Genomic DNA, 16,370 nt, shown 5'->3' on the forward strand with positions numbered 1-16,370 from the left:
GGCGTCAATTCCATACCAGCACCTCCGCAGGCGTCGGATTCCAGCCATTGCACGGGTTGTTGAGCTGTGGGCAGTTAGAGATCAGTACAATCACATCACACTCGGCGCGCAGTTCAACATATTTCCCCGGCGCGGAGATGCCATCTTCAAACGTCAGCCCGCCCTGTGGCGTTACCGGCACGTTCATAAAGAAGTTGATGTTTGCGCCAATGTCGCGCTTTTGCAGGCGGCCATCGTGCAGGCAGGCGCAGAGGAAGTTATCGCGGCAACTGTGCATGTGCCGTTTATCCAGCGCATAACGCACGGTGTTGCTCTCCTGCGCGCAGGCGCCGCCAAGGGTGTCGTGGCGGCCACAGGTATCGGCGACAATGGTCAGCAGCGGGTTGCCAAGGTTGGAGTACAGCACGCTGCCGCTGGTGAGATAGGCGTTGTTCTGCCGACGCAGCGTGCGCTGGGCATCGTAGCGTTCACGCGGGTTCTGCGCATTGTAGAACAGCGTATCAATGGCCTGATTTCCTTCCAGATCCAGCAAACGCAGTGTCTGACCTTTTTTCACTTCAAACAGATACGGTTCACCCGCCGGGATCACATGGCGGAAAACGGCATGTTGGGCTTGTTTTTCGCTGGCAACTGTCATCGTGCGGCTCCTTACAGGGCGAAAAGTTGGGTATTGGTGAAGGCACGGCTGTTTTCCGGGCGCGTCAGCAGGGCGTTGATCATCGCCTGCTCATCGTCGGCCTGCCGCCAGCTCAGTTGTACCGGGCGCGGCGCATACTCGCGGGAAGGGTCCATCGGATGTTGCAGCGCGGTCAGCACCACCAGCACATCCATCGGCGCAAACAGTTCAACATAGCTTCCCGGCTGAGAATGGCCACTGTGGAAGGTGAACTGGCCGTGGTCATCAACCGACACTTTGCTGAAGAAGTTAACCACCATCAGCAGATCTTCGAGGTTGAGATCCCACTTGCCCATCTCCACCAGCAGGTTATCCGCACCGTTGCGGAAAAAGCCGTTACGCAGCTCCTGGTAGCGCCCCTGGCCGTACTTTTCCGCCACTTCGGCCGCGTTCAGTACGCCGCCAAAGGGATCGTGCCAGCCGCTGGTATCAGCGGTGATGCCCGCCAGCACGCGCCCCATATCCGAGTAGAAACAGTGCCCGGCCGTCAGGCGCGCGGTGTGCTGGCCTTTCAGGGTATCCGGCAGGTTCAGACGCTCACTTTTTTCATGGGCGTTGAGCATCATCAGGCTGACGTTTGCGCCGCCTTCGATGTCGGTCATGCGCAGGATCTGCCCGCGTTTGAGGATAAAAGAGAGATGGCCGCCGCCAGGCAGGATCTCGTCACGAAGAACAGAAGTTGGATTCACAGGATTATCTCCTTAATGCGTAGACGTTATCGGGCTTCGCGCCGCTCATCGCGGAGAGCCGCGTTTCGTTGAGCGGGATGTCATAGGTGATGCGTGCGCCGTAAGCGTTGGGTGCCTGCGGATCAATACGCACCTTGTCGAACACCAGCAGGCGGGTGCCGAGGTTGAAGCCTTCCGAAAGATCGTGGGTCACCATAAAGACCGTCATGCGGGTTTCACTCCACAGTTGCAGCAGCAGCGTATGCATCTCTTTACGGATACCGGGGTCAAGCGCGCCAAACGGCTCATCCAGCAGCAGGACGCGCGGTTGCATAATAAAAGCCTGAGCGATGGCTAAACGCTGTTGCATACCGCCGGAGAGCTGCGCCGGATATTTCTTCAGCGCGTGACCAAGACCGACTTTTTCCAGCAATTCTCTGGCCTGCTCGCGGGCGGCGCGTTTTTTCGCGCCAAAGAACCGCCCAAAAAACGGAGATTGCGGCAGTTCGAGGCCAATGGCGACGTTATCCAGCACCGTGAGGTGCGGGAACACCGAGTAGCGCTGAAACACCACGCCACGGCTGCTGTCCGGTTCGGCGCTCAGCGGTTTTCCCTCCAGCGTGATGACGCCGCGGCTCGGTTTTTCCTGGCCGAGCAGCAGGCGCAGAAAGGTTGATTTGCCGCAGCCGGACGCGCCGACCATCGAGCAAAACTCCCCCTCTTTCACCTGCAAGTTCAGGCGCTCCAGCACCACGTGGTCGCCGTACTCCTGCCAGATATTGTCGATAGTGATAAAGCTCATGCCTTCCCTCCTTCCGCCCAGGGAAAACAGGTTTTGTGTAACTGACGCAGCGCCAGATCCATCAGCCACGCCAGCAACGTGATCCACAAGACGTACGGGATAATGACGTCCATCGCCATATAGCGACGCACAAGGAAAATGCGGTAGCCCAGCCCGGCGGTTGAGGAAATCGCCTCTGCCGAGATGAGAAACAGCCACGCCGAACCCAGTAGCAGACGCAGCGACATCAGCAGGCGCGACAGCAACTGCGGCAACACCACCCGCAGCACCAGCGTCCAGCTATTGGCGCCGAGGGTTTGCGCTTTGATCAGGATCTCCGCCGGGATTTCGCAGGCGCGCTGCTCCAGATCGCGGGCCAGCATCGGCGTGATGCCAATGACAATCAGCATCACTTTCGACAGCTCATCGAGGCCAAAAACGATAAACAACACCGGTAAAATCGCCAGCGGCGGGATCATCGACAGCACCGTCATCAGCGGCGACAACGACGCCCGCCACAGCGGGAAAACGCCGGCGGTGATGCCAATGCACAGACCAATCACCGAGGCGATAGCAAGGCCCATCAGCAAGCGGCCGAGGCTCACCAGCGTGTCCATCCAGAACAGGTATTCGCCGCTGCGTTTATCCGGGGTAAACGCCATCCGTGAAAGTGCATCCAGCATCTGTTGCAGACCGGGCAGCAGCTTGTCCTGTGGATTGGCCTCCAGCCGTACTGCTGAGCCCATAAAATAGGCGGCCAGCAGCAGGACGAAAGGCAGCAGGATCAGCAGCGTCCGCATGCCAGAGGTGGGATGGCGATTAATTTGTCGCATGGCGAACTCCGTCAGTTATCACAGCTTGCCGGCAGCGGCCATCTTCACGAAGCTGTCGTCAAAGCGCAGTTTCACGTTATTCGCATCGCCCTGCGTAACATTGCCGGGGAAGGTCATACCGATAAAATCCGCGCTCTGCGCACCATCGCCGAGCAGGCCTTTTTCAAAGGAGAATGACGCAACGCGCTGCATGGTTTTCGCCAGCTCCGCTGACGTCACAAAAGCAATATTGTCCGCCGGGGTGTAGAACAGGTGGGTGGTTTTCAGTTGCGCCTTGTAACCAGCCAGATCGGTACCGGAAGCGGCGGCCATCGAATTAAGCGCCGTGGCGTCCTGCGCTTTCATCAGCCCCATCATTTCATACCATGCGCCGGTCAGCGCTTTACCCAGCGCCGGATTATCTTTCAGGGTGGCGCTGTTGACCACCATCATGTCGATCAACTCGCCCGGCACCTGCGAGGAGCTAAAGACTTCGGTGGTTTTCGGCGTGGCTTTAATCACGGAGAGCTGCGGGTTCCAGGCGACGGCAGCCTGCACATTTGGCGTACCAAACGCCGAGACAATATCCGCATCGGAGGTGTTCACCACGGTGACGTCTTTCTCCGCCAGCCCGGCTTTTTCCAGCCCGCGCACCAGCAGATAGTGAGAAACGGAGAGTTCTGGCAGGTAGACTTTCATCCCTTTCAAATCTTTGAGGGTTTTGCCCTCACCTTTCATTACGACACCGTCGTTGCCTTCGGAGTAACTGCCGAGGATCAGCGCCGTACTGTCAACGCCGCCCGCAGCCGGAATGGTCAGCGCATCCATATTGGTCATGGTGCAGCCATCAAACTGGCCGGCGGTGTACTGGTTGATGGATTCGATATAGTCGTTCAGTTGCACGACATTGATCTTGATACCGTATTTGCTGGCCCATTTATCAATGATTTTGCTACTGCTGATGGTGCCCCACGGCATCCATCCGGCGTAAATGGTCCAGCAGACGTTGAACTCTTTTTTCACGGCGGCAAAGGTGGGGAGACTGACCAGCATCGCCAGCGACAACACAAGAGAGCGGAACAATGGAGATTTCTTCATTCTTGACCTCTGATTGGCACAAAGTTAGGGGGCAGCGCGACACCCATTGGTGCTGCTGTCTCCCGGGTTTTTGTCCCGCCGTGTAACCTCGCAGAGGTCGCCAGCTCTTGGACCAGTCATTCACCGAAGTGAACCGGAACCCTAGCCAGCTATTTTCAAATTGTGTGTTGCACTGCCCTCTCGCATTTGCAAGCGCTGTGCCAGGTTGTTTTTGCTTTATCGTCATAACGTTAGCGATTTGTTGCGTTACGCTATCCCTGTTTTGGTGAGCCACAACAAGGCACTGCACCACGCTGGTGCTACAGCGCAAGTGGCGGGAATACATTCGACTGGTGTATTGTTTTTAAACGATTAATCACGCAGACGGATGTTTATATATGCTCAAAATCCTTGGCAAAACCTCTTCTATCAATGTGCGTAAAGTGTTGTGGACCTGCGAGGAAGCGGGGCTGGATTATTTACAGGAAGATTACGGCAGCGGTTTTGCCTCGACCGAGACCGACGCATTCCGCGCACTGAACCCGAACGCCATGGTGCCCGTTCTGCTGGATGATGAGTTTGTGCTGTGGGAATCGAACTCGATTTGCCGCTATCTGGCGCGTAAAACGGGGCGCAGCGATCTGTTACCTGCCGAACCGCAGGCCTGCGCCATTGTGGAGCACTGGATGGACTGGCAAGCCACCGAGTTTAACAACGCCTGGCGCTATGTCTTCCCCGCGCTGGCGCGCAAAAACCCGGCCTTTAATGATCCAAAAGCCATTGAGGCGGGTATCAAAGAGTGGAACCACTGCATCTCCATTCTGGAGCAGCAACTGCAACGCACCGGCGCCTTTGCCGCGGGCGATACCTTTACACTGGCAGATGTGGTGCTGGGGCTGTCGGTGAACCGCTGGAAAATGACGCCGTTTGAACATCCGGAGGTGCCGGCTATCGACGCGTGGTTTGCGCGGCTGAACCAGCGCCCGGCGTTTTTGCGCCATGGTAATAATGGGATGGTATAGGAAAGCGGAGCAGCGAAAAGGATTTGAAAACGGCAGAAAACTGTATTTATATACAGCTTTCTGCAAACCTGGTGAAAAGATGAAACGAGGAAGATACTGCCTGTCGGTTGCCGTTTTTGTCCTGCTGCGCAAAGAAAATCATATCTGCATGTTGAAACGTACCGGCACGGGCTGGATGGACGGTTGGTACAGCCTGCCTGCCGGTGGGCTGGAGGAGAATGAAACGCTGGCGACGGCAGCGGCCAGAGAAGCCAAAGAGGAGAGCGGCGTGCTGATTGCCCCGCAGGATCTTCGCTTAAGCCATTCGATGCATGTCCGCACGGAAGACCGCTCATGGATGGGGCATTTTTTTACCTGCACCCGCTGGGAAGGCGAACCACACATTGCCGAGCCGGACAAGCACGGCGATATGCACTGGCAGGCCATTGCGGATTTGCCGCAAAACACTATCCCGTATGTCCGGCAGGCGGTTCAGCAGATTATCGCGGGGCAGCCCTACTCAGAATACGGCTGGTGAAGCGCGGGGTTCAGCGCCCGAGGATTGTCCGCACCCCTTTTACACCTCGCGCTAAGCCCCAGGCAATAACCAACACAATCAGCACCAGCATGAAAGTGCTTGCCGGATCCATGCCCCATTCGTAGGTATCAGCAAGGATCTTGTGCTGCCAGAGCAGATCAAAAAACCTGTCCGATGACCACAGCCAGAATCTATCGACAGGCCTGACGGCACCGGTGATAAAAAAGGCGATCGCCACATAGAACAGCCCCGCCAGAACCTTAATAATTGCCGCCCGCATCGTTTTTCCCTTTACAGCGCTGCTCACTTAGAACGGTTTTACCAGCGCGTGGCCTGCATATCGATAACAAAGCGATACTTCACCTCGCCTTTCAGCATGCGGGCAAACGCCATTTCAATCTCTTCACCGTTAATCATTTCGATATCAGCGGTGATGTTATGTTCGCCGCAGAAGTCCAGCATCTGCTGAGTTTCCTGAATGCTGCCAATCGATGAACCGCTGATGCTCAGGCGACGAAAAACCATGGGCGTAATGTCCGGCGCGGCGTGTGGCCGATCCGGAATGCCAACCAGCACCAGGCGGCCATTGGTTTTTAAGGTGGCCAGATATGGATCGAGATCGTGCGGTGCGGCAACACAGTCAAGAATAAAATCCAGCGAGGTCTGGCAGGCGGCCATCTGCGCGGCATCGCGGGAAACGACAACGCGCGTTGCTCCAAGGCGGCGGGCATCGGCGCCCTTCTCCGGCGAGGTGGTAAACAGCGTCACTTCTGCGCCCATCGCGCTCGCCAGTTTCACCGCCATATGCCCCAGCCCGCCAAGGCCGACGACGCCCACCGCATCGCCAGCTTTAACGTTGAAATGGCGCAGCGGCGACCAGACGGTGACCCCAGCGCAGAGCAGCGGCGCAACGCCCGCCAACGGCAAGTTTTTCGGTACAGAAACGACAAAGTGCTGATCGACAACCACGCGCTGCGCATAACCGCCCCAGGTACTGTCGCCGGTATATTTATCGATGCCGTTGTAGGTGGCGGTAAAGCCCGTTTCGCAATACTGCTCTTCCTGCTGTTTGCAGAAGTGACATTCACGGCAGGAATCGACCATCACACCGACACCAACGATATCGCCAGGTTGATATTTCGTTACCGCCGCGCCGGTTGCCACCACGCGGCCGACGATTTCATGCCCCGGCACCAGCGGATAGCGACTCACCGCCCATTCGTTACGCGCCATGTGCAGATCCGAGTGGCAAACGCCGCAGTAAAGGATCTCGATACTCACGTCCTGCTGTTGCAGCGGGCGCAGATTAATCGTGCCGGAAGTCAGAGGGTTAGCCGCATCGCGTGCAACTAATGCATTGATTTTCATAGTGCCTCCATGAGAACAGGCGTTGGCTGACTGAAGGCGGCAGACTATAATCCTCATGGTTCGATATTGATAGTAGTCACCATTTGGTGACCATAACGTGGGGAGATCGCCATGCCAGCCTGGGTCGACGGCAAACTCTTTTTCTATGCGGATTCGCCGCCGCGTCGTTTGATGGATCTTTTTTCAGTGAAATGGAGCACCATGGTGCTGCATGCGTTGTATCACTGGCCGGAAGGACGCGCCCGTACCGGCGAACTGCAACGTAGCCTGCAAGGCATTTCGAAAAAGATGCTGTTTCAGACGCTAAAGGAGCTGGAGCAACGCGGGCTGATCGTGCGCCACGTTTATGACGTAGTGCCGCCCAGGGTGGATTACCGGCTCACGGCGCTGGGTAAAACCTTTGCCGAACCGATCGAACAGATGTATCAGTGGGGGCTGGAAAACCAGGCCGCGCTGGATGAAATGGAAAAGAACTACCGCACGCCGGAATAACTGCCCCGCCCGCGCGGTCACCCTAAATTAACGCTCAGATTGATCGGCCGGTTTTTTGGCGTTCTGGTAAATATCTGGCCGGGCGATGGTCCAGGTGTAATTTTGCCGGTTAACCGGTTGATAGCCGAACTTCTCGTACAGCCAGGGGGCGGTGGAGGTAAATAGCACGATCCGGCGTAATTTCGCGAAAACCGGATGCGCGTGGCAGCAGGCGATCAGCCAGCGGCCCAGCTTCTCCCCCTGATACTCCTCCAGCACATATACGTCGCAAAGATAAGCAAACGTGGCGTAATCCGTCACCAGCCGGGCAAAACCGACCTGCTCACCGTTGTGAAAAAGACCGAAATTCAGGCTGTTTTGTACGGAGATAGCCACCGTTTCGCGATCAATACCCGCCGCCCATGTGGAACGGGTCAAATAACGGTGGATTGCCGCGATATCCTGCTTCTCTTTATCGGTGGTGATCAGATAACCCTCTTTACGCCATTCCTGTGTCGCTATCATGCTGGTTTCTCTTCTGTCGTCTCGCCCAAAAGTTCACCGTACCACGATCTGAGAACAAAGAAGTACGGTATCGTTTTTTTACATTGCCCTGTATTGAGCAGGCAGACTGCATACAATGCCGTTTGAAACCGACGCGGAAGATGAAGCGCAGGCGGTGGATAACATGCTGGCGCATTTCAAAGAGAACACCGCTGCGCCCGAAGAATTCATCAAAGATGACTGCATTCCCGCCACGATTTTTGAACTCATTTTCGCCGCAGCTCGATAAAGCGAAGGCCGCAGGCGCGGCCTTTTTTAATGCGATGCGGGCAGCGCCTCGCCGGACATATGCAATATTGCCGCCTTCATCGACACGTCAAACATCGCGCCGTGCGTCAGCCCAGGATAGAGCAAATACGTAACCGGCAAATCATCAGCGCGCAGGCGGGAAACCCTGTGTTGTATAGCGCTTAATACACCGGACGTGGCGTTTTCATCATTGGCCTTGCGGTCGCCATCACCTTCGAGAAACCACAGCGATTTATGGCTGAATGACGCTTTCGGCAACCTGCCCATCGCTTTGAGCAACGTAAAGTTGTTCCGCTCCAGCGAAGGTACAGCCGAGTAATAAGCGCTAAAAAATGTCGATGAGAGATAACTCTCCAGCACCAATAACCCGCCGTAAGAGTGCCCCCACAGCGCCCGTTTCTGCGGATTTACCGCAACGCCTTTTTCGGCCTGCGGCGCGATGGTGGTTTCCAGCAACTGACGGAAAAGCGCGCTGCCACCGCCCTGACGGCCACGCAGATTTTGCGGCTCTCCTTCTGCGGCAGGTGTGTAATCGTAGGCCCTGGCCGTCAGATCAAAAGGCAGATCGGTCTGATAACCGACCGCCACCAGCACCGGCGGATCGCGTTCTGACAATTTCTGCAACAGCGGCTCCGAAAGCTTGTCCATTACCGCATTGCCATCCAGCAGATACAGCACCGGATAACCGGCCGCGGGAGGACTTTTTTTCGGTATCGCGGTCCACACTTTGTAATGCCGCTTGCCGTCGGTGGAATCAAAAGTATTGACGGCAAAATGGTAAAATGCCGACCCCTTATCGGCGATATTCGGCCCGAGCGGGGTCATATCAGGCCGTGAAAAAACGGTTTTCGAACAAAGCAGCAGCACAACCAGCGCGGCCAGGCGCGCGGCATAAAAACGACGATGCATTACGCATACTCCCTGTGCATCAGCACCGCAGTCTTCGCTGCCAGGCTGAAAGGTCAAATGAACGGGACAAACGTTAATAGGAATTATTCTTGATTGCAATAATTACGCGTTTACCTCTTACCTGAACAAATCTGGCTTCATCTTCCTTCCACGACCGAACAACGCAGAACACCAGGCGGCTTTCCTGCCTCTCCTCTCTCAACCAGGATAAATCTTATTCCGCGAAAAATAGCCCGATGTAGCATGACAACGCCTTGTTATCTTGTGGTTTTCATTTTTTCAAAGGGAATTTTATGGGATGGGATAGATCTGCTGCGGTGGATTATCTGGTGAAACATGCAGGCACAAAATCCCGGTCTGAATGCGCAAAATACACTCGACTGGCGATAGCTGCTGGCGGCATCAACCTTATACAAACGCGGTATGCGAAAGATTATGGCGACTCATTGCTGAAAGCTGGATTTGTCGCCTTACCGCAAACGGCAACACCAGAGAAAGGCGATGTTGCCATTATTCAGCCCTATATTGGGGGGAACGGTATCGGACATATGACCATGTTTGATGGTAAAACATGGTACTCAGATTTTAAACAACGAGACATGTATCCGGGGCCGGGTTATCGCAGACTTCACCCTTCTTATACTATCTACAGGAAGAACTGATGCGTTTAATAATCTCATTATTGCTCGCGTGTTATCTGCCCTTCGCCAGCGCAAATACTGCCACCGATGTGCAGAAAAATATTACGGAATTCTATACCTTTTATCTGCATGAATTAGATAAAACACCGCCGGATGAAATGGCCAAAATGGAGAAAATGCACAAGTGGGTCTCCGGTAAATTACTGGCCCGCATTGCAGCTATCTATAATATGCCTGAACAGGAGTTGCTGGGAGCCGACTATTTCACCTACAGCCAGGATTATGATCCGGCGTGGATCCCACGCCTGAAAGTTTCTCCGGCGTATCCTGATGGGGATAATCTTAAGCTCGATGTCTGGCTGGGTATAGAAGATAACAAGCTGGCGCATCTGCAGGTCTGGACATGCAAGGAAGACGGACAATGGAAAATCTTCCGGGTTATTGATGCCGGGGAACATATCGAACAAAAATTGTATTAAATCGGCTTCGCCCGTGGAAACACGGGTTTTATTTCTGCTTCAAAACACCAATTTAATACCGCCGGGTGTTTATTTACTTCCCCACCCCACGTTATTCGATATTCGCTCCCGCCTTAATTGTGATCGATCTCTTTTCCCTTCCTGTTCGCCTGGCCTGTTATTAACGTCCGGCAAATCGGATATCCAGCGGCAGCACAATGACCGGGCGAGCATTTTTCTGACGTTTAATCCACGCGCCCTCTTGCCGCGGTTGTTCTGTAATGCGCGTTCCCTGTTCACGCAAAATCGTAATGACATGTTCGAACTCGGTTTCACTCACCGGCCGGGGCTGCCAGAATGTTTGCTGGTTATCGGTAAAAATGGGCTGTAATTCCAGCGCTGGCTGTGTGCCCCCTAAGGACAAACGCACGATAAAACCGTACGGCGGCATTCCGCGTGACTGATACTCTCCGTTGCTGTTGAACACGCCATTACCAATGCTGTAGAGCACCCAGCCTTGCCCGGTACGCAGGATATCGCCAGGAATATGCGGGCCGGAGCCAATAATCAGATCGGCGCCAGCATCCATCAACCGCTTCGCAAGCTGGCGCTGCTGAGGGCGTGTCCATTGATAATCTTGCCCCCAGTGAGCCAGCACAATCAGCGTTGCCGGATCGTCGCTGCGTTTTTCCTCGCGCAGCTTTTCCGTTAATCCTCCACTGATACAGGCAACGCCTGCGCGGCGGGGCTGCGCGTAGAAAGCGCAATCCTGCTCCATATATTGTCGAAACCAGTAAGCGCTGAAAAATTTAAAACGCCTGTCGTTGATCGCCAGCGTCAACGGCGCATGCGCCTGTGTGGCATTCATTCCCGCGCCAAACGTTGATATTCCTTGCTGATGAAAAGCATCCAGTGTACGACGTAGCCCGGCGATCCCCGCGTCCATTGCATGATTATTTGCCAGCGTCACAGCATCAATGCCATGATTTTTTAAGGTCACCGTTGTCGCGAGCGGATCGCCGGTAAGACAAAAGGGTTTACGCCCCGCCAGCGTGCCTTGCGTGCTCTCGGTGAGCGCCGCTTCAAAATTCGCGATCGTCAGATCGCTCCCCGCCAGTAGCGGCGCAATGCCGAGGAACGCGTGATCGTAACCGTAACGTTGCAGCCCATCATCGATGCCGCGGCGCTGACGCTGGCGCGTGTACCACTCGCCACAATAGGTGTCGCCCAGCAGCGCCACGGTAATGTCGTTTTTATCGAAGGTGATGACCTGCTCATCATTAACCACCGTTGCCTCTCCTTCCGCCTGCGCTAACAATTCATCCAATAAATAATCGAGATGAAAAGCATCATCTGCACCAGCGGCACAGGCCAGCCATAGCTCGCCGCCGTGGCGATGAATGGCAAATCCCCAGCGCGGTGTCCCGCCGGAGCTATAGCTGTAGCTGGCGCGGCCTGCGGCCTGAATGTTGCTGCTCTTGCGGTAAAGCCGCTCGCCAGACACCATTTCGCTTTCGGCAAACCAGTGCAGAAAATGAGGAAAATGGTGGTAAAAATGGCGAACCAGCTGCGCGATATCCTGCACCGTTGTTTGCTGCTGCCGCCACAACCGCCCCGACACATTACTGATTTGCGTCTGCGTCATCTTCAGCGCCTTTGCCTGCGCCTGCACGCGCGAAAGCGCCGCCGCCGTATCGCCGGCCAGATAATGCGCCAGGTTAACGGCGGCATCTCTGGCGTTGTGAATGATCATCGCCTGCAGCAGACATTTTACGCTGTACTCTTGTCCCGCTTTCAGCCCCAATGCCGGGCCTTTTTGCAAAATACCGGCAGGCACCGTTTTCGCGGTGATGGGGGTGGTCAGCGCGCTGTTGTTTTTGTTCTGCCGGGCAGCAAGTTGCGTAATTAATAACAGATGACTTAAATGCAAGGGTTCGAAAACCGCATCAGCATGGCACGACACCACCTGCTCACCGCGGGAAAGATTGATCAACACACCCGCCGTCTGACCCTCTTTTAACGCTGGCGCCGCACGACGGCTGATATTTTTCATTCGCCTGACGATCTGATGGAAGTCGGAGTCACTGACGCTGCCTTTTACCAGAACCACATCCCCCGCTTTCAGCCCGGCCATCACGCTTTCAGCCATCTCGTCAACCCGGGTAAAGTGGCCGCTGACCCGTCCGGCAGGCAACACGGCCATCAAATCCCGCATCTCTTCGCCATGCAACCAGACCCGATCAAAACCAGCCTGCAGCAGAGGTTCCGCCAGGGCAATATGGCTCTCTTTAGCCAGTTCGCCGAGGGTTGCCAGCCGCCCGAGAACCGCAACACGCCGTTGCCCTGGACGCATTTGATACAGGGAGGCAACTTCAAATGCATTGCACATTGAGGTCAGCGTAGCGTTATAGTTGTCATCAATTAGCGTCACCGAACCGCCGCCAGGCAGCGTCATTGTCCCGGTTTGTAATTTATTTTTATGATTACGGTAATCTGCAATACGTCCGGCCGCTTTATTGATATCGCCGCCTGAAAAATGAATGGCAATTAGCGCAGCAACAGAATTTCTCGCCATGCCTTTTCCCGGCACATTCAGTTGATATTTAATTGCCGTGCCGTTGAATAAAATTTCTATTATTGAGTGGTCCGTTTCCGCTGCATAATTTGTGACAGGAACATCAGCCTGCGGATGAAAACCATAACTGATTACGCGGGCGCCGTAGCGAATAGCCTCCTGAGATACAAAATCATATTCATCCATATCACGATTTAATATCGCGTAGCCGCCAGGTAAAATCGCATTGCATAACCGTGTTTTAAAACGTGCAGTATCACGCAATGTTTTCACATTACGCCCCACCTGCGTCATGCCTATTTCCGTGATGATAACAATGTGGGGTTTTATTCGCGTCCCCGCGCCGCCAGACTGCATCCATAATGCGGAAATAGCCACTTCCAGCACCGCATGTTGTGGATCGGTAATACAGCGAGCAAGGCTTACCATCGTTCCGGTTCGGGTATTATGGTTCCCTTGTGTCGCAATCGTGGCCCCCTCCTCCGCCAGCAACATATGTAATAAATCTTTCGTCGATGATTTCCCTACCGTACCGGTGATAGCAATAATGGTGCCATTCATCCGACGGCGTGCTTCATCGGCGAGAACCGGTAATACATCATAGGTATTTTCCACAACCATTTGCGGAAACCCGTCAGGAAGCTCCGCAAGATAATGCTGAACAATTGCGCCACAGAAGTGATGATAATTATTTTTTAATACTTCATGAGTATCTTTCCAGCCCGCATAAATACCCATATTCCCGGAACCGGCATGCCAGGTTTTTTCATCCATCGCGATAAATAAACATTTACCGTTATTTTTTTGGGTATCAACCATGGTTAGCGCAATATTATCTGCCCGCCAGTCTGTGCCAGGTTGTACGTGCCATTTACTGCCCAGCAAACGCTCAAGCTCCGCGCTTTGCCATCCTCGCTGATGTGCATTGTTTGACATACTTTAACTCTTGATTGCCTTTAAGATTATGATATTCAGGGGGATATGCAGGCGATTCAATTAAAGCGACGCGATGATGTTTATCACGCAATGCGCGTGCAAATTTAACCTGAAGTTCAAAGGGGGTGATTTGATCCTGAAGATTACCAATGATCAGAATCTGACGCTGCGGGTCAGGAGGAATATTATCAATGTGGTAGAGCGGATCATAAGGATTATCCAGGCCGGTAATATCTTTCCCTGCATCGCTGCGCTCACCACGTTCTTTACGCAGCACTTCTGCCCGATTAAGAAGATCCCATGCTCCTGACGTTAAAATCGCACAGCGAATATCATTACGCCCGAGCGTTAATAATGCTGAAGCCGCAGTTGCGCCGCCACTATGGCCTGTCAAAATAAACTGCCCGATATTGTATTGTTGTCGCAACTTGTCCAGCGTGGCGTTTAACGCCAGAAATTCAGCACGTTGCCGACGATTATAGTGATTACCGCTGGAGCCGTAAGTCCCTGGTCTGGCAACAATAACGACCGGCAGGCCGGTTCGTATACTGAATTTTTGTGCGATTTTTCGTTGTGCCGTCGCGGTATTTGCCGGAATAGTTTGAGGATCGCGCTTGATAAAAGGCACACGATCGCCCAGAAATACCACCACCACCAGGGGTGCATTCTGCATATTTCCACCTGCAAAATAGCGAATACAGTCAACTCCGCCATCATATTTTACCCAGACTTCATCAGCCGTAATGGGACAATTACTGCTAATGGCTTTTTGATTCCATAACAAGGGTATATCCGCATAAACAGAAACGGATAAAAAAAATAATGTGATTATTCCGATACGCAGTGGAAATAACATATTTGCCCCCAGAACCAGAACAATGGGCTGCTACAATTGCAGGGTATAAACCTGAAATTATTAAGAATAGATGTTGCTGGCGCTAAAAATTAACGGGGAGCCAAATGTCGCTTCATCAATTACTTACACATATGCAGCCCGCCGCAGAACAACTGGATATTAGCACGCCTTCCTCTTCCTCACCTGGCTGGGTTATTTTTTTCAGCGCCAGCGATGGTAAAAGCCGTGCTCAGGTTGTGTGCGGGCGCGGCCAGCGTTTCGATGAAGCATGGCAGAACGGAGCTGCTGCATTGCAACATTCATGTGGTATCCGGGAAGCAGCCATGATCTGGCTGCGCGTTGATATCGTTGAACAGGTTGAAAAACTGCGTTGGGAGAAATTGCAGGAGAAGCTGGCGGCGACCAAACGTAACTATTTTCGTTGGGGATTAAGTTTCGATCCCGCTTTTAACTATGCCTTTCTGGAACAGGAAATTGCTGCCAACGCGCTGCTGTATGATGGAAAACAGGGCGTCGCGACGCCCAATAGTGCAAATCTGGCGCACTTTACCCGGCGGCGTTTTGGTGCGCGATTCGACTGGCCGCAGGAGGCGGATCGGCCGATCTGGCGCTTCAAAACCAGAGCGCTTTTTTCCGACGGTAAAACGCTACTGCCCATTGAATCTCACGGGCGAAACTCAGGGTATCGTCAGCTAACGCACTGGCAGGATGAACTGGAGATGATGATCCTGTCGGCCACCGATTATCTGGCGCGCCAGATAAAACCTGGCGGCCAATATGAATATGGCTGGTTTCCCTGTTTTGACCGCCGGATCCCCACCTACAACACGTTACGCCACGCCAGTTCGACCTATGCCTTACTTGAGGGCTGGGAGGTGAGCCGCAACGATGATCAGCGAAGGGCTATCGAACGCGCCCTGAAAAACCTGAGCGATGAGCTGATTCAAAATTATCAACTCCCCGATGGCAGCAGCGCGGATTTTCTTATCGATAGCGGTAATGAAATCAAGCTGGGCGGTAACGCAGTTTGCATCCTGGCAATGGCAAAACATGCTGAACTCACCGCCGACGATCGTTATCTTGCGCAGATGAACCGGCTGGCGAATGGCATTTGTTATATGCAGGATCCGCAAACCGGCGGTTTTGTGCATGTACTGCATGCAGCTGATTTATCACTAAAAGCTGAGCATCGCATTATCTATTACGATGGCGAAGCCGCCTTTGCGCTGATGCGCCTGTACGGAATTACCCGCGAGCCGCGCTGGCTCTCCTGCGTTGAACGGGCGATGGGCTATTTTATCGCTCAGCGGCACTGGCAGGCGCACGATCACTGGTTAAGCTACTGCGTGAATGAGTTGACACTCTATCGTCCGCTTGAACGTTATTACCAGTTTGGCCTTGACAACGTTCATGGCCATCTTGATTTTGTACTGAACCGGATCACAACCTACCCAACACTGCTGGAACTGATGATGGCGGCGGCAAAAATGATAGCCCGCCTGACGGAATCTGAGCACCGGCATTTGTTAAAAGAACACGATCCTGAAAAATTTTCTCTGGCGCTGGAAACTCGCGCCCGTTATCTGGCTAATGGTTTTTTTTGGCCGGAACTGGCGATGTTTTTTAAAAATCCATCGCGTATCGTTGGCAGCTTTTTTATTCGCCACCACAGCTATCGGGTCAGGATTGATGATGTCGAACACTATCTTTCAGGTTACATCGCCTATCGAAAATACTGGCAACAACAAGCCGCTCAGAAAACTGAACAACACTCGGCTCTTTAGTACTGA

The 16,370-nt window shown here is 53.7% G+C and carries 18 protein-coding genes and 1 riboswitch; of the genes, 7 read left to right on the forward strand and 11 right to left on the reverse strand.

All coding sequences use genetic code 11. The features are described from left to right. Positions 1 to 4: 4 nt before the first annotated feature. Genes Y71_RS18345 through Y71_RS18365 form a run of 5 tightly spaced genes read right to left on the reverse strand, consistent with a single transcriptional unit; the run spans position 5 to position 4,035 of the window. Positions 5 to 637: an urea amidolyase associated protein UAAP2 gene (locus Y71_RS18345; protein WP_007374060.1), complete on the reverse strand. Its 633-nt coding sequence runs from the start codon at positions 635 to 637 to the stop codon at positions 5 to 7. A gap of 11 nt (positions 638 to 648) precedes the next feature. Continuing rightward, positions 649 to 1,365 carry an urea amidolyase associated protein UAAP1 gene (locus Y71_RS18350; RefSeq protein WP_007374059.1) on the reverse strand — a complete coding sequence of 239 codons (717 nt, stop codon included), beginning with the start codon at positions 1,363 to 1,365 and terminating at the stop codon, positions 649 to 651. A 4-nt stretch (positions 1,366 to 1,369) separates the two neighbouring features. Beyond that, positions 1,370 to 2,146, reverse strand: coding sequence for an ABC transporter ATP-binding protein (locus tag Y71_RS18355; RefSeq protein ID WP_007374058.1), 777 nt, complete (start codon positions 2,144 to 2,146; stop codon positions 1,370 to 1,372). Further along, complete coding sequence (locus tag Y71_RS18360; RefSeq protein WP_007374057.1) at positions 2,143 to 2,958, reverse strand: ABC transporter permease; 816 nt, start codon at positions 2,956 to 2,958, stop codon at positions 2,143 to 2,145. Before Y71_RS18360 ends, Y71_RS18355 begins: the two co-directional genes overlap by 4 nt. Positions 2,959 to 2,976: 18 nt before the next feature. Beyond that, the gene (locus Y71_RS18365; RefSeq protein ID WP_007374056.1) at positions 2,977 to 4,035 is read right to left on the reverse strand and encodes a putative urea ABC transporter substrate-binding protein; all 1,059 of its coding nucleotides are present in this window, start codon (positions 4,033 to 4,035) and stop codon (positions 2,977 to 2,979) included. Between the two features lie 57 nt (positions 4,036 to 4,092). Next, a riboswitch (guanidine-I (ykkC/yxkD leader) is annotated at positions 4,093 to 4,191 on the reverse strand. Between the two features lie 221 nt (positions 4,192 to 4,412). Between Y71_RS18365 and Y71_RS18370 the strand changes: the two genes are divergently transcribed. Both Y71_RS18370 and Y71_RS18375 read left to right on the forward strand, forming a co-directional pair. After that, on the forward strand, positions 4,413 to 5,036 hold the full coding sequence (locus Y71_RS18370) for a glutathione S-transferase family protein (RefSeq protein ID WP_007374055.1): 624 nt from the start codon (positions 4,413 to 4,415) through the stop codon (positions 5,034 to 5,036). A 79-nt stretch (positions 5,037 to 5,115) separates the two neighbouring features. Next, complete coding sequence (locus Y71_RS18375) at positions 5,116 to 5,553, forward strand: NUDIX hydrolase (protein WP_007374054.1); 438 nt, start codon at positions 5,116 to 5,118, stop codon at positions 5,551 to 5,553. Positions 5,554 to 5,563: 10 nt separating this feature from the next. Here the strand turns inward: Y71_RS18375 and Y71_RS18380 are convergent, their stop codons facing one another. Together Y71_RS18380 and Y71_RS18385 are read right to left on the reverse strand one after the other, a co-directional pair. After that, positions 5,564 to 5,833, reverse strand: coding sequence for a hypothetical protein (locus Y71_RS18380; protein WP_007374053.1), 270 nt, complete (start codon positions 5,831 to 5,833; stop codon positions 5,564 to 5,566). A gap of 38 nt (positions 5,834 to 5,871) precedes the next feature. Next, positions 5,872 to 6,921, reverse strand: a complete 1,050-nt coding sequence (locus Y71_RS18385; protein WP_007374052.1) for an NAD(P)-dependent alcohol dehydrogenase — start codon at positions 6,919 to 6,921, stop codon at positions 5,872 to 5,874. A gap of 111 nt (positions 6,922 to 7,032) precedes the next feature. Between Y71_RS18385 and Y71_RS18390 the strand changes: the two genes are divergently transcribed. Further along, positions 7,033 to 7,413: a winged helix-turn-helix transcriptional regulator gene (locus tag Y71_RS18390; RefSeq protein ID WP_007374051.1), complete on the forward strand. Its 381-nt coding sequence runs from the start codon at positions 7,033 to 7,035 to the stop codon at positions 7,411 to 7,413. Between the two features lie 27 nt (positions 7,414 to 7,440). Here the strand turns inward: Y71_RS18390 and Y71_RS18395 are convergent, their stop codons facing one another. Beyond that, a complete protein-coding gene (locus tag Y71_RS18395; protein WP_007374050.1) occupies positions 7,441 to 7,917 on the reverse strand; it encodes a GNAT family N-acetyltransferase in 477 nt (158 codons plus the stop codon). A 115-nt stretch (positions 7,918 to 8,032) separates the two neighbouring features. Between Y71_RS18395 and Y71_RS30425 the strand changes: the two genes are divergently transcribed. Continuing rightward, positions 8,033 to 8,185, forward strand: a complete 153-nt coding sequence (locus tag Y71_RS30425) for a hypothetical protein (RefSeq protein WP_007374049.1) — start codon at positions 8,033 to 8,035, stop codon at positions 8,183 to 8,185. Between the two features lie 26 nt (positions 8,186 to 8,211). On the opposite strand, the gene Y71_RS18400 is transcribed toward Y71_RS30425, so the two are convergent. Beyond that, a complete protein-coding gene (locus Y71_RS18400) occupies positions 8,212 to 9,114 on the reverse strand; it encodes an alpha/beta hydrolase (RefSeq protein WP_007374048.1) in 903 nt (300 codons plus the stop codon). A 293-nt stretch (positions 9,115 to 9,407) separates the two neighbouring features. On the opposite strand from Y71_RS18400, the gene Y71_RS18405 reads away from it, so the two are divergent. Together Y71_RS18405 and Y71_RS18410 are read left to right on the forward strand one after the other, a co-directional pair. Beyond that, positions 9,408 to 9,776, forward strand: a complete 369-nt coding sequence (locus Y71_RS18405; RefSeq protein ID WP_007374047.1) for a hypothetical protein — start codon at positions 9,408 to 9,410, stop codon at positions 9,774 to 9,776. Then, entirely contained in the window at positions 9,776 to 10,234 is a 459-nt protein-coding gene (locus Y71_RS18410) for a YqhG/Tai3 family protein (RefSeq protein ID WP_007374046.1), read from the forward strand. Before Y71_RS18405 ends, Y71_RS18410 begins: the two co-directional genes overlap by 1 nt. Before the next feature lie 160 nt (positions 10,235 to 10,394). Here the strand turns inward: Y71_RS18410 and Y71_RS18415 are convergent, their stop codons facing one another. Then, positions 10,395 to 13,724 carry a CapA family protein gene (locus Y71_RS18415; protein WP_081120828.1) on the reverse strand — a complete coding sequence of 1,110 codons (3,330 nt, stop codon included), beginning with the start codon at positions 13,722 to 13,724 and terminating at the stop codon, positions 10,395 to 10,397. Further along, on the reverse strand, positions 13,678 to 14,580 hold the full coding sequence (locus Y71_RS18420; RefSeq protein ID WP_143091350.1) for an alpha/beta hydrolase family protein: 903 nt from the start codon (positions 14,578 to 14,580) through the stop codon (positions 13,678 to 13,680). Before Y71_RS18420 ends, Y71_RS18415 begins: the two co-directional genes overlap by 47 nt. Before the next feature lie 104 nt (positions 14,581 to 14,684). Here Y71_RS18420 and Y71_RS18425 point away from each other — a divergent pair, with 104 nt between their 5' ends. Next, the gene (locus Y71_RS18425) at positions 14,685 to 16,364 is read left to right on the forward strand and encodes a hypothetical protein (RefSeq protein WP_007374043.1); all 1,680 of its coding nucleotides are present in this window, start codon (positions 14,685 to 14,687) and stop codon (positions 16,362 to 16,364) included. Positions 16,365 to 16,370 lie beyond the last annotated feature (6 nt).

This window comes from Kosakonia radicincitans DSM 16656 (genome assembly GCF_000280495.2).
GTDB lineage: Bacteria > Pseudomonadota > Gammaproteobacteria > Enterobacterales > Enterobacteriaceae > Kosakonia > Kosakonia radicincitans.